Source organism: Campylobacter sp. 2457A (assembly GCF_020135895.1).
Classification (GTDB): Bacteria; Campylobacterota; Campylobacteria; order Campylobacterales; family Campylobacteraceae; genus Campylobacter_D; species Campylobacter_D taeniopygiae.
In genome coordinates this window covers 1-12,302 of record NZ_JACHTO010000029.1, presented here as the reverse complement: position 1 = coordinate 12,302, position 12,302 = coordinate 1, and the positions used below count along the sequence as shown (strand labels likewise).

Below are 12,302 nucleotides of genomic sequence, written 5' to 3'. Positions count from 1 at the left end.
GAGCTAATAATAATTGGTACGGGGGGGGGGGTATATCAAATTGTGGTTTGAGATAAGAAAACTTAAAAAAGAATTTAGAAATAAAAAAGCATAATTTTTCATCTAAGATTGAATTTGATTATTTTTAAAGGTATTTTTGTATTTTTCAAATAAATTTGAAATTTAAGAAAAATAATCCCAAACCACTTTGATGATAGTTATGCCCACTACGATTAAAAATAGACTTAGCTTATTTTTTGATAAAATTTGTTAAAATTGCGAAAATTAACTTTAGAAAGAAATTTTTATGGATAATTATGAATTTAGCGAACTATTAAAAACTCTTAAAAATAAAGTAGGCAATATAGCCTCTATCATCAAACCGCAAAGCATTCAAGAAAGGCTTAAGGAAATTGAAGAGTTAGAAAATTCTCCTTCTTTTTGGAATGATGTTAAACAAGCTGGAGTTATCGGAAAAGAAAAAACTAAAATTGCAAATTTATTAAAAAAATACGAAGAAGCTTTATCGGCCGTTGATGATGCAAGCGAACTTTTTGATTTGGCTAATGCAGAAAACGATATGCAAACCTTAGAAGCTTTATTTAATGATGCGCCAAAACTTGAAGATACGATAACAAGCCTTGAAATTTCCATGCTTTTAAGTGGAGAAAATGATAACAAAAACGCAATTGTTTCCATTCATCCAGGAGCAGGTGGAACAGAAAGTAATGACTGGGCAAGTATGCTTTATAGAATGTATTTAAGATTTTGTGAAAGAGAAGGATTTAAGGTTGAAACTCTTGACTTTCAAGAAGGCGATGAAGCAGGACTTAAAGACGTAAGTTTTTTAGTTAAAGGTGATAACGCTTATGGTTATTTAAAGGCTGAAAATGGAATTCATCGCTTAGTAAGAACTTCTCCTTTTGATAGTGCCGGACGTCGTCATACAAGCTTTTCAAGTGTTATGGTAAGTCCTGAACTTGATGATGACATAGAGATTGAAATCGAAGAAAAAGATATCAGGATTGATTATTACCGTGCTAGTGGCGCGGGCGGACAACACGTCAATAAAACAGAATCAGCCGTTAGAATCACACATTTTCCAACAGGAATAGTCGTGCAATGCCAAAATGATAGAAGCCAACATAAAAACAAAGCAACCGCTTTTAAAATGCTAAAATCTCGCCTTTATGAGCTTGAACTCATGAAACAACAAGATAGTGCAAATTCAGGCGAAAAAAGCGAGATAGGCTGGGGACATCAAATCCGCTCTTACGTGCTTTTTCCTTATCAGCAAGTCAAAGACAATCGTAGCGGAGAAGCCTTTTCTCAAGTAGATAACATCTTAGATGGAGATATCAAAAAAATGATTGAAGGTGTTTTAATCGCTTTAAAAGCAGAGTGATTTTATTCGAATAAATTTTTATGCAAAATCTCCTCTAAAATCACCGTAGCATAAGAGCCTTTTTGTAAGAAAAATTCTATACAAAAATGTGCTTTTTGCTCTTCGTATCGCCACTTAACATCCTCCAAATACCCCCACATAAAGCGTCTTGAGCCCTGCATTTTAGTTTTAAACTCCCAAGCATCTTTGAAAATTTCATTCTCTAAATTTAAAGCCAAGCCTTCTTTAGCTTCATACGCTTTTGCACCTATTAAAAGCCCCATAGCACTAATATCTCTTGCCTTAAAACGCTTAATCTCACTTTCTAAATCTTCACATAAAAAACATTTACCAAAAGGATAGTGCCCCAAAACCTCACCTTTTAATAGCTTGAAAAAATGTTCTTGTTTTTTTAAGCTCTTAGCTTCTTCTTTAGAGATACGATAAATTTGCATAAGCTCTTTTTCGCTAAATTCTTTTGAAAAATGCGATAATTCCACTCTTTTACTCAAATAACGATTAAAAAGTTCGCTTTGAAAAGCTGAAATTAAAAATTCTTTCATTTTGACATTTTTCATTTTTTTACCACGCAAAATTTCAAGTCCTTCTTTATAATTATCTCCAAATTTACCAAAACGCTGATATCCAAAATAATTAGCAAAACCTTGTTTATCTAAGTTGATAATAGCCTGTTCAAGTTTTAAAGCATCACTTGGTAAAACTTTTTTTAAGCGGATAAAAAAAGAATTGCCTTTTAAATGCCCTATTCTTAATTTATTTTCATGAGTAAAAGTTTCTAAAATTTTTAATTTTGGATGAGAGAAATTGTTTAAAGTATGTTCAAATTTTTTAGGCATAGAAATATACTGAAAGGTTGATCCTTGCTTATCCTTAAGTCCAGCATAACCAAAATCGCGTATTTTTACCCCACTAACTTCACTTAAAATTCTTAAAGCTTCGTTGGTACTTAAATCTTTTTTGTTAATGTGTAAAATGAGATGCTCACCTTTGCCACTAAATTCATACAAGGCTTTTTCACGTACCACAAAATCATCGCTATTTTTGCTAAAATACGCATTAATAGGAGCGTGTTTTAAACTATATAAAAGCTTAAAAATGGTGTTCTCTTCCATTAAATTCATACTTTCCTTTCGCTGCTTTTCCAAAGATATTTAATTTCACGCGATGTTTTTTTGCAATTTGTTCTATCTTAAAACGTTGCGTTTCATCAAAAGCAAATAAAATTTCATATTCTTCTCCACTATAAAGAGTATAATTATCTAAATTTTTTAACCATTCAATGCCACATTTATTTTTTGCTAAAAGTCTCGATAAGTCTTTACTCAAGCCATCTGAAATATCCATAGCACAAGAAATAAAAGGGGTAATTTCATAAAAAAAATCTTGTCTTAATTTGGGTTTTATAAAGCGATGGTTTAAATTTAATTTACCACCATTTTGCAAAATTTCAAGTCCTTTTAAACTCTCTCCCAAATTTCCCGTATAAGCTAGCAAATGTCCTTTTTTTAAGCCTTTTCTAAACACAGCTTTTTCTCTAACCTTAGAGATAATAGTAACGCTGATATCGATTTTATGATTATAAATCGTATCGCCACCTATGATTTTTATACCGAATTTTTTTGCCGTTTTTAAAAAACCTTTTTGTAAAGTTTTGATTTCTTCATTGCTTAAATTAGGTAAAGCAAGTCCTAAAAGTGCGTATTTTGGCTCAGCATTCATCACAATAGCATCAGAAATATTTACCAGCATTGCTTTAGTAGCAATTTGCTCCAAAGTAAGCCATTCTCTTTTAAAATGCACATTTTCAAAAAATAAATCTTTGCTATAACACCATTGATCAACAATAGCACCATCATCGCCATTTTTTTCATTTAAAAAAGCATGGATTATAAAATCTTCTTTATTCATAAAAAAATTTTATGAAATTTCTTTTTAAATTCTATTAAATTTTAATTTTTTTTTATATAATATTTATCCTAAAGATATCAAGGAAAAAATTATGAGAAATTTAGAACTTAGACTTTTTAGATTTGATAAAAATAAAGATTATGAGAGTTATTATAAACCTTATGTTTATAGCAACTATGAAAATTTTGCCACTCTTTATGATTTACTTTTACAAGTGCAAGATGATGATATTTATTTCGAATTTGAAAAAAATGAGAATTCTCATATAGTTGTTAATAAACAAATTTTACCTCTTAATACTCCTTTGGAAGAGTTGATTAAAAAGCATGATTTTAATCTTATTATTGAACCGCTAAGCACAAAAAGATCGATAAAAGATTTGATCATCAATAAGGATGATTTTTTAAGCAAATACAAATACCTTGCTCCATTTGGCAGCGAAGAAGATAAAAAATTTTATGAAAAATACGACTATCTATATTATGCCAATGAAATTTTAGAATTTCTTCCTGAGTATATGGGAGATGCTTTATTTTACCTTGCGTTTGAAATGATCAAAAAATATCCAGATAAAAAAGTGGAAATTTTAAAAGCGATTTCTGATCCTGAAAAAGGAATCTTTTATCATATTAATGGCACTAATGAAAAAGTAGAAAATGTGATTGAAAATTTAAAAAAAGAAATTTTAAATTTAGGACTTTTTGATGAAGATTTATTGCATTTTAATTTACCTAAAAATAGTGCTTTTGAAAATGAAATAAAAGAACTTGGGCAAGTCAAGCATGATTTTAGCAATTTCAATATAGCTTTTTATGGTTTTAAGCCTTGTGATAATTTAAGATCAAAAATCAAAGCAAAATTTATTTCATACGAAAATTCTGATAAAAATAATGGCTTTGATCTTTTAAAACTCAATAGCGAACTTAGTTATAAAATGGCGGCAAAAATTCTTTTAGATGCTTATGATAGCGGGAGCGATTTTTTAGTTGTAAAAAATCCTAAAGATTTTTATATGTTTGATACTTGTGCTAAAAAACTTATGAGTATAAGCAATAGAGATTTTAAAGATTTTTACATTTTAAGCCATTTAGAATTTTTATCTTTAATTCAAGGTATTAAAAACCCGTCTTTGCAAAATCATGAATTAAAAGTAACCTTGATATGAAAATTTCTTTAGAATGTAAAGATATCATTATAGAAAGAGCTTTGGCTCTTTTTTTAAAAGAACACTTAGTGATGAAAAAAGATTGTGATTTTATCATTAGTGATGAAAAAATTCCCTCAAGCAAACCTTTATTTCTTATAGCTGCTAATTCTCCTTTTTTGAGTGTGCCTTTTAGTAAGGAAGCTTTGTTTAAATCTTTAAACGATTTTGACAATGCCTTAAAAACAACCGCTCAAAAACTCGCGGATGAAAAAAGAAAAATTTTAGAAGCAAAGATTGACTCTATAGCAGAAGAATTTAGAAAAGATTATCAAACAAAAATAGATCTTGCCATTAGTGAACTTAAAGATAAACTTGTTAAAGCTTTGATACATGAGTGAAGATTTTATTCGTGTAAAAGATTTTTTAAAAGAATATCAAAAAATCTCAGATTCAAAAAATAAAAAAAATCAAACAGTAAAAATTTATACTTTTATAGAAAGTGGGCAATACAAAGGAAAAAGACTTCTTTTGCCTTCACTTGAAAAAACAAGAAGCACTAAAAGTATAGTAAAAGCTTGTGTTTTTAATGTCATAAGACAAAATTTAAGAAATAAAATTTTTATAGAAGCTTTTGGAGGAAGTGCTTTGATGGCGGCTGAAGCTTTAAGCAATTTTGCCTTAAAATCTTATGCGATCGAGCTTGATAAAAATGCTTATAAAATCGCGATTCAAAATTCTAAAATCGATCAAAATTTAAATGTCATACAAGGAAATACTTTTGAAATTTTACCTCAGTTGATCGAAAAATTAACCCAAGAAAATATTCCTATTTTTCTTTATCTTGATCCACCTTTTGACATCAGAAAAGGCTTTGAAAAAATTTATGAAGATATTGAAAATCTTTTAAAAAATCTTAACCGAAAAAATATAGAAAAAATCATTTTTGAACATCATTCTAAAATAGAACTCCCACAAAACATAGAAGAATTTCAAAAAAACAAATCCAAAAAATTTGGTCTAACCACTCTTAGTTTTTACGAAAACACTCTTTAAAATTAAACTCTTAAAATTGGAACACTTTTTGCTTTATTTTATATAATAACATAGATTAAAGGAATAATCCATGAGAGTTTTAATGCTTTTTTTACTCTTTATGACAAGTATTTTTGCAATACAAATCAAGGATGTAGCAAACACTGTAGGTGTTAGAGATAATCAACTTATAGGTTATGGACTTGTGGTTGGTCTTAATGGTAGCGGAGATGGAACAAGTTCTAAATTTACTCTACAATCAGTATCCAATCTTTTACAAGGTATGAATATCAAAGTAGATCCAGCAGATATCAAATCAAAAAATACAGCCGCTGTAATGGTAACAGCAAAACTTCCAGCTTTTGCCAAAAGTGGAGATAAGCTTGATATTACAGTATCTTCTTTAGGGGATGCAAAATCTTTACAAGGTGGAACGCTTTTACTCACCGCACTTCGTGGGATTGATGGTGAAATTTATGCAATCGCACAAGGATCGATTTCAACTGGAGGACTCACAGCTAGACCAGGTGGCGCAGGTAGCCATTCTACAGCAGCAACTGTGATGGGCGGAGCTAATGTAGAAAGAGAAATTCCACAAAATTTCAGCCAAAACAATGATTTAACTTTAAGTTTAAAAGTGGCTGATTTTCAAACTGCTAGCAATATAGAAAGGGTGTTAAATAATGTTTTTGGAGAAGATGTTGCTAAAGCGATTGACTCACGCACTATAAAACTTAAAAAGCCAGAAGATCTTTCAAATGTAGATTTTATGGCAAGAGTTTTAAATCAAGATATAGCTTATACTCCAGAAAGCAAAGTGATTATCGATGAAAGAACAGGAACGGTAATCGCAGGTGTTGATGTAGAGGTTGAACCTGTATTGATCACTCATAAAGATATCACAATCAAAATTGATCCTAACAATAACACTACCCCAAATCAAAATGAAATTGATATGAAAGATGGTGGTTTTATAGATCCTAGTTCAAATACTTTAAGGATCAATAACACAAAAAGCACGGTTGCAAATATTGCAAGAATGCTTAATAAACTTGGAGCAACTCCAAATGATATAATAGCCATCATGGAAAATTTAAAACGTGCAGGTGCAATTACAGCTGATTTGGAGATTATATAATGAAAGTGGATAATTTTTTAAATACATTTAATATGGATAATGTTTTATTAAATAAAACGTCAAGAAGTCTAGAAAGTCGTATCAAAATAAATGATAATGATATAGTCACTAAAACCAAAGAAGACGAAGCTTTAAAAGAACAAACCGACGCTTTTGAAGCGTTTTTTTTAAAACAAGTTTTAGACGTGTCTTTAAAATCTCAAAATTCACTTTTTGGAAAAGATGCGAGTGATGAAATTTATTCATCTATGTATAATGACACCATCAGTAAGGCTTTAAGCGGTGGTATGGGTTTTTCAAAATTATTATACGATTTTTTAAAAGAAAGGGGTTAAGTTTTTTAATTTTTAGCCGATATAGTCTGTAGAGGATTATTAATAAAAATTTCAAGGAGGCAGAAATGATAAATCCTATACAGCAAGGCTACGTGGCGAGTTCCACATTAAACACAGTTCAGACAAATAAAGAAACTAAAACAAACGATACTCAAAAAACAGAGAATGATAAAGCTGCAAAGATTGCAGAACAAATTAAAAATGGCACTTATAAGGTTGATACAAGAGCCACAGCTGCTGCTATAGCTGATTCTTTAATTTAAAAAATTTTCTCTCTTTTTTTGAGTAAAAAAAGGAGAGAAAATGCTTAAAAAACATCTTGATGAGGTCAATGCTATCTTAGAAAAATTAATAGCATTGACCCAAGAAGACATTGAAAATATAAAAGTTGCAAAACACGATACTGTTGCACCTAGTGTTGAAGAAAAAAATAAACTGATTTCTGAATTTACAACAGCTAAAAAACAACTCGATGCTGCTTTAGTAGCTTTAAACAATAGCTCCACTAAAGGACTTAGCGAACTACTTGATGAAGAGGATAAAGAAAAATTAGATTTATTGAAAAAAAATCTTCAAACTCTTCATTCTGCTAACAAAGAATACGCCAAATTTGTACTTATCATCAAAGATTTCTTTGATGGTTTAGTCAATAAAATGTTTAATATCAATGATGGAACAAATAATGCTTATGGAGATAAAAAGAGCACTCCAGAGTCAATTTTTAAAATTAATGTATAAAATTTAAGGAATTAGTATGGGTATTTTTGGAACTTTATATACCGGAGTTACGGGACTAAAAGCAAGCGAGGTGCAAATTGCAACTACCAGTAATAATATCTCTAACGCAAACGCAACTTTTTATACTCGACAAAGAGTTGTGCAAACAACCAATGGCTATGTTTCATCTAATGGAGTTCAAGTAGGTACAGGTACAGCTATAGAAAGTATTGTTCGTTTGCATGATGAATATTCTTATTTTAAATTAAAAGGGGCTTCAACCCAACTAGAATACACTAAATATATGGCATCAACCTTACAAGAAATATCAGAACGTTTTCCAGATTTGCAAAATACAGGGATTTTACAAGATTTAGAAAATTACAATAAAGCTTGGAATGATTTTGCATCCAATCCAAATGAAAATGCTACGAAAGTAGCCCTTGTAAAGGCTTCACAAACATTAACAGAAAGCATTAATAATACCTTTTCAACCTTAGATAAAATTCAAAAGAAAATCAATAACGATATCAAATCAACCGTAGATGAAATCAATAGAATCGGTGAAGAAATTGCAACAATCAATAAGCAAATTTATGGTCAAGAAGCTCTTCCAACCGAACACGCAAACGAATTAAGAGATAGAAGAGATGAACTTGAACTCACCCTTTCAAAACTCGTAAGTGCCGTAGCCAGTAAAAATGAAATCAATCAAGATAATCGCTTAGACACAACCATAAATGATCCAGGACATCAATATAATCTTAGCATCGAAGGATTTAGCATAGTTGATGGGATCAATTTTCATCCACTAAAACTTGATTATGATGATAAAAACAAATCTTATAGTATTTATTATGAAACCGCAGATGAAAAAGTAAGAGATCTAACTGGTAAAATTTCAGGAGGACAATTAGGTGCTCAGCTTGATTTACGCGGTAGAAATTACGATAAAAGCAAAGGAAAATATAGCGATGGAATCATACAAGGCTATATGGATTCTTTAGATACTTTTGCCAAAACAATGATCAATGAAACTAACAATCTTTACGCTAGTTCTGCAAAAAGCCCTGTAACCTCTGATTATCTTTCAGGACTTCAAGGCAACATCCCTTTAATGAATTACGATAGAACTATACAACCAGGAAGTTTTGATATCGTCCTTTATGATGAAAAAGGGGATAAAAAAGTTACAAAAACTATCAATATCGATGTTAATACCACTATGGATGATATCGTACGTCAAATCAAAGCCAATACTGACGATAATGGAAACAAAAATCCTAATGATGATGTTGATGATTTGATTAATGTAAGTTTTAGTTATGATCCAACTTCTAATGACGGTTTATTTCAACTGACTGCCAAATCAGGATATAAAATAGCTATAGAAGATAAAGGGACTAATTTTGCAGGTGCTTTTAGCATAGGGGGATTTTTTAGCGGAAATAGCGCAAGTGATATCAAAGTAAAAGATTCTATTTTAAGCGATCCAAGTACAGTAAGAGCTAGTTTAAACGGGGTTGATAGTGGTAATGATATGGCAAACAAAATCATACAACTTCAATACGATAAAGTTAATTTTTACAATGAAGATGGAACTATAGATCAACTGACTATGGAAGAATATTACCGTAAATTTACAGGAAAAATAGGATCTGATGGAGAAAATAACAATGTAGTCAATGCTAGCAATCAAACCTTTTATAATTCTGTGTATAGCGAGTATCAATCTAAAAGTGGGGTCAATACCAACGAAGAACTTGCAGCCTTGATACAATGGCAATCAAGTTACGGAGCTTCTGCAAAAATTGTTACTACTATTGATCAAATGCTAGATACTTTACTAGGAATTAAATCATAATCCTAGTAAAATGTCTAATGTGTTAAAAGCAAAGCTAGATGCTTTAGTAAAACTAAAAAATACCGATAAAGCTTTATTTGAAAATCCCGATCCTTTGCAAGTTGCCAAAATTTATAAAGATGAATTCATTGCTTTACTTTGTGCTTTATTTGCCTATGGTAATGCCAAAAATATAGTTAATTTTTTAAATAAACTTGATTTTTCTTTACTTGACTTAAATGAAAAGCAAATTAGAAAAAATTTAAAAGGCTTAAAATATCGCTTTCAAAATGAAAGAGATATTGTAGAAATTTTTATCACCCTCTCAAGAGTTAAAAAAGAAATTTCTTTAAATGAACTTTTTACCACGGCTTATCAAAAAAGGCAAAATACCACAGATGCTATCCTTGTTTTTATGAAAAAAATTCAAAAAATCAATACTTATTCTAGCTATGGCTATGATTTTTTCTTTGGAAAAATTTGGCAAAATATGCCAAAATCGCCGCTTAAAAGATATCACATGTATTTTAGATGGATGGTTAGAAAAGACGAGCTTGATCTTGGAATTTTTACCAATATACACACAAAAGATCTTTTAATTCCTCTTGATACTCATCTTTTTAAAATTTCCTTGACTTTAGGACTTTTAAAGCGTAAAATATATGATTATAAAAGCGTGTTAGAACTTACTAACAAGTTAAAAGAATTTGATGCAAATGATCCTATTAAGTATGATTTTGCACTTTATCGTTTAGGGCAAAGCAAGGAGATTGATACATGGGCTTTGAACATTTAGATACAATTTATTATATTATATTATTTTTTGCGGCACTTTTTGCAGGTTTTATAGACTCAATAGTTGGCGGAGGCGGACTCATAACTTTACCGGCACTGATAGCTTGTGGAATTCCTGCACATTTATCCATCGCAACCAATAAAGTCCAAAGTGTATGCGGAGCTTTTACCGCAACAATCACTTATTTTAAATCCACAACCTTACCCCATCTAGCTTGGGGGATATTTTTTACCGCAGTAGGTGCTATCTTAGGAAGTTATAGCGTACTTTTTGTTAAGGATGAAAATTTAAAAATCATTATTTTAATCTGCTTGACTTTAACTTTTTTATACACGGCCTTACGTCCAAATTTGGGAAAATATGAAAACAATCCAAAAATTAAAAATATTAAATTTTTTTATCTTATTTGTGGCTTGACTTTAGGTTTTTATGATGGCTTTTTAGGCTCTGGAACTGGATCTTTTTGGATATTTGCTTGTGTAACCTTGCTTGGCTTTAATATGAAAAAAGCAAGCATGAATACAAAGATCTTAAATTTCACAAGCAATATCATCGCTCTAATCATTTTTCTATGGCAATATGAGGTTTTATGGAAAGTAGGATTAATCATGGCTGTTGGACAGATTTTAGGAGCTTTTCTAGGCTCTAAACTTGTATTAAAGAGCAATGGAAAATTTATCAAAAGTCTATTTTTAATCGTAGTGGGCATAACCATCATTAAAGTGGCTTGGGATTATTTTTCTTGAATTTTAAATTTATTTGAAAAATACAAAAATACCTTCAAAAATAATCAAATTCAATCTTAGATGAAAAATTATGCTTTTTTATTCTTAAATTCTTTCCTTAATCTTCTTATCTCAAACCACAATTTGATATACCCCCGCCAGTACCAATTATTATTAGCTCTTACTAAAGCTTCTCCTAATTTATAGGTAAATCCTTTTTTTACCCTCAAGGCTTCGTGATAATCCGGATATCTTTCCAAAGGAGGCAATTCCAAAGAAGAATTTTTTTCAATTTTTTCCTCATAAATTTTTTGTTCTTGTTTATAAGTTAAAAATGCAGATAATATATAAAATGGCATTAATATTATACCTGATAAAGACTTAGAGCATCTTATCATAATTTGACCTAACTTATAAGGAAGTTCATTTTGAATTCTTGCTTTAGCACCTCCATATTTACAAAGAAAATGCATATTGTCATTGATAAGTTCAGATATAAATTGTAAATTTAAATCTATATCGTTTGAATAATCAAATAATTTTTTAAAAGACAAATATAAACTTTTTTTCCAGTAAGCTCTATGAAAAAGAGCTATCTCTAATCTCCAAATATTCATTTGATTAATAAAAACTTGTTCAAGCAAATCCTTGTCTTTAAAATCACCTTTTTTTAAAAAATTAAGAAAAATAAAAGTAACTAAAAAGAAATTACTTTTTTTTCGATATCGATCATAGATAAAATGATTTTGGAGTACTTGATAATCTTTAAAATTATGCTTGCAAATATTAAGTTTTTCTCCAGAATAATTAACAAGACTTCCCTTTCTAATGCGATAGTAATATAATTTTTCTGTAAGCACAAAATATTATTACACTGGGCAAATAACATTATTCCAAAAAGAGCATCTTCTGCATAAGTAATTTGATTTACAAATTGAAGTTGAATTGATTTTAAAAAATGAAAATCAACCATACCTTGCCATACATAAACAAAAAAATCTTGTTTATCCTTAATCATATTTTTAAGAAAGGATGTTTGAGTTATTTTTTGACTTTCTTTATAATTCAATCTCTCAAATAATGTTTGTGATAATAATTTTATTGTAATTTCAAATTCTTCTAAATTATAATGATAACGCCAATCAAACCAAATCACTTCCACCCCATCCATTTTGGAAACGCATTTTTCTATACAATTTAATTCCCAATAATCATCTGGATCTAAAAAGATAATATAATCTATATCAGGGGTTTTAAAATTTAAAAGTTCATCTTTA

15 protein-coding genes are annotated in these 12,302 nt (G+C 29.8%); 11 read left to right on the top strand and 4 right to left on the bottom strand.

Translation table 11 applies throughout. The annotated features are described in order from the left end of the window. Positions 1-286: 286 nt before the first annotated feature. Positions 287-1,384 (top strand): peptide chain release factor 2, encoded by a 1,098-nt coding sequence (gene prfB, locus H2280_RS07570; RefSeq protein ID WP_137624496.1) that lies wholly within the window; start codon positions 287-289, stop codon positions 1,382-1,384. Between the two features lie 2 nt (positions 1,385-1,386). Here prfB and truD read toward each other — a convergent pair whose 3' ends face one another. Both truD and H2280_RS07560 read right to left on the bottom strand, forming a co-directional pair. Next, positions 1,387-2,505: a tRNA pseudouridine(13) synthase TruD gene (gene truD, locus H2280_RS07565; RefSeq protein ID WP_337216139.1), complete on the bottom strand. Its 1,119-nt coding sequence runs from the start codon at positions 2,503-2,505 to the stop codon at positions 1,387-1,389. Further along, positions 2,474-3,292, bottom strand: a complete 819-nt coding sequence (locus tag H2280_RS07560; RefSeq protein ID WP_337216138.1) for a thiamine-phosphate kinase — start codon at positions 3,290-3,292, stop codon at positions 2,474-2,476. The genes truD and H2280_RS07560 overlap by 32 nt, the downstream gene beginning before the upstream one ends. A gap of 91 nt (positions 3,293-3,383) precedes the next feature. On the opposite strand from H2280_RS07560, the gene H2280_RS07555 reads away from it, so the two are divergent. From H2280_RS07555 to H2280_RS07510, 10 genes are all read left to right on the top strand, one after another. Then, entirely contained in the window at positions 3,384-4,457 is a 1,074-nt protein-coding gene (locus H2280_RS07555) for an HdrB C-terminal domain-containing protein (RefSeq protein ID WP_337216137.1), read from the top strand. Beyond that, on the top strand, positions 4,454-4,837 hold the full coding sequence (locus H2280_RS07550; RefSeq protein ID WP_137624500.1) for an ornithine carbamoyltransferase: 384 nt from the start codon (positions 4,454-4,456) through the stop codon (positions 4,835-4,837). The genes H2280_RS07555 and H2280_RS07550 overlap by 4 nt, the downstream gene beginning before the upstream one ends. Continuing rightward, complete coding sequence (locus H2280_RS07545) at positions 4,830-5,492, top strand: RsmD family RNA methyltransferase (RefSeq protein ID WP_337216136.1); 663 nt, start codon at positions 4,830-4,832, stop codon at positions 5,490-5,492. The genes H2280_RS07550 and H2280_RS07545 overlap by 8 nt, the downstream gene beginning before the upstream one ends. 70 nt (positions 5,493-5,562) lie before the next feature. Then, positions 5,563-6,609, top strand: coding sequence for a flagellar basal body P-ring protein FlgI (locus H2280_RS07540; protein WP_337216135.1), 1,047 nt, complete (start codon positions 5,563-5,565; stop codon positions 6,607-6,609). Continuing rightward, positions 6,609-6,944, top strand: coding sequence for a rod-binding protein (locus tag H2280_RS07535; RefSeq protein ID WP_337216134.1), 336 nt, complete (start codon positions 6,609-6,611; stop codon positions 6,942-6,944). Before H2280_RS07540 ends, H2280_RS07535 begins: the two co-directional genes overlap by 1 nt. Before the next feature lie 65 nt (positions 6,945-7,009). After that, complete coding sequence (locus H2280_RS07530) at positions 7,010-7,207, top strand: flagellar biosynthesis anti-sigma factor FlgM (RefSeq protein WP_137624504.1); 198 nt, start codon at positions 7,010-7,012, stop codon at positions 7,205-7,207. A 40-nt stretch (positions 7,208-7,247) separates the two neighbouring features. Further along, positions 7,248-7,682, top strand: coding sequence for a flagellar protein FlgN (locus H2280_RS07525; RefSeq protein ID WP_337216133.1), 435 nt, complete (start codon positions 7,248-7,250; stop codon positions 7,680-7,682). A gap of 16 nt (positions 7,683-7,698) precedes the next feature. Next, positions 7,699-9,525: a flagellar hook-associated protein FlgK gene (gene flgK / locus H2280_RS07520; protein ID WP_337216132.1), complete on the top strand. Its 1,827-nt coding sequence runs from the start codon at positions 7,699-7,701 to the stop codon at positions 9,523-9,525. Positions 9,526-9,535: 10 nt separating this feature from the next. Then, the gene (locus H2280_RS07515) at positions 9,536-10,300 is read left to right on the top strand and encodes a TIGR02757 family protein (RefSeq protein WP_337216131.1); all 765 of its coding nucleotides are present in this window, start codon (positions 9,536-9,538) and stop codon (positions 10,298-10,300) included. Next, a complete protein-coding gene (locus H2280_RS07510) occupies positions 10,282-11,046 on the top strand; it encodes a TSUP family transporter (protein WP_337196124.1) in 765 nt (254 codons plus the stop codon). The genes H2280_RS07515 and H2280_RS07510 overlap by 19 nt, the downstream gene beginning before the upstream one ends. Positions 11,047-11,114: 68 nt before the next feature. Here H2280_RS07510 and H2280_RS07505 read toward each other — a convergent pair whose 3' ends face one another. Together H2280_RS07505 and H2280_RS07500 are read right to left on the bottom strand one after the other, a co-directional pair. Then, complete coding sequence (locus H2280_RS07505) at positions 11,115-11,669, bottom strand: hypothetical protein (protein WP_337216130.1); 555 nt, start codon at positions 11,667-11,669, stop codon at positions 11,115-11,117. Between the two features lie 53 nt (positions 11,670-11,722). After that, on the bottom strand, positions 11,723-12,302 hold a 580-nt coding region (locus H2280_RS07500; protein ID WP_337216129.1), incomplete at its 5' end, for a glycosyltransferase.

Coding starts and splice junctions, on each gene's coding strand:
- prfB (WP_137624496.1), top strand. CDS start 287: ATGGATAATTATGAATTTAGCGAACTATTAAAAACTCTTAAAAATAAA.
- truD (WP_337216139.1), bottom strand. CDS start 2,505: ATGAATTTAATGGAAGAGAACACCATTTTTAAGCTTTTATATAGTTTA.
- H2280_RS07560 (WP_337216138.1), bottom strand. CDS start 3,292: ATGAATAAAGAAGATTTTATAATCCATGCTTTTTTAAATGAAAAAAAT.
- H2280_RS07555 (WP_337216137.1), top strand. CDS start 3,384: ATGAGAAATTTAGAACTTAGACTTTTTAGATTTGATAAAAATAAAGAT.
- H2280_RS07550 (WP_137624500.1), top strand. CDS start 4,454: ATGAAAATTTCTTTAGAATGTAAAGATATCATTATAGAAAGAGCTTTG.
- H2280_RS07545 (WP_337216136.1), top strand. CDS start 4,830: ATGAGTGAAGATTTTATTCGTGTAAAAGATTTTTTAAAAGAATATCAA.
- H2280_RS07540 (WP_337216135.1), top strand. CDS start 5,563: ATGAGAGTTTTAATGCTTTTTTTACTCTTTATGACAAGTATTTTTGCA.
- H2280_RS07535 (WP_337216134.1), top strand. CDS start 6,609: ATGAAAGTGGATAATTTTTTAAATACATTTAATATGGATAATGTTTTA.
- H2280_RS07530 (WP_137624504.1), top strand. CDS start 7,010: ATGATAAATCCTATACAGCAAGGCTACGTGGCGAGTTCCACATTAAAC.
- H2280_RS07525 (WP_337216133.1), top strand. CDS start 7,248: ATGCTTAAAAAACATCTTGATGAGGTCAATGCTATCTTAGAAAAATTA.
- flgK (WP_337216132.1), top strand. CDS start 7,699: ATGGGTATTTTTGGAACTTTATATACCGGAGTTACGGGACTAAAAGCA.
- H2280_RS07515 (WP_337216131.1), top strand. CDS start 9,536: ATGTCTAATGTGTTAAAAGCAAAGCTAGATGCTTTAGTAAAACTAAAA.
- H2280_RS07510 (WP_337196124.1), top strand. CDS start 10,282: ATGGGCTTTGAACATTTAGATACAATTTATTATATTATATTATTTTTT.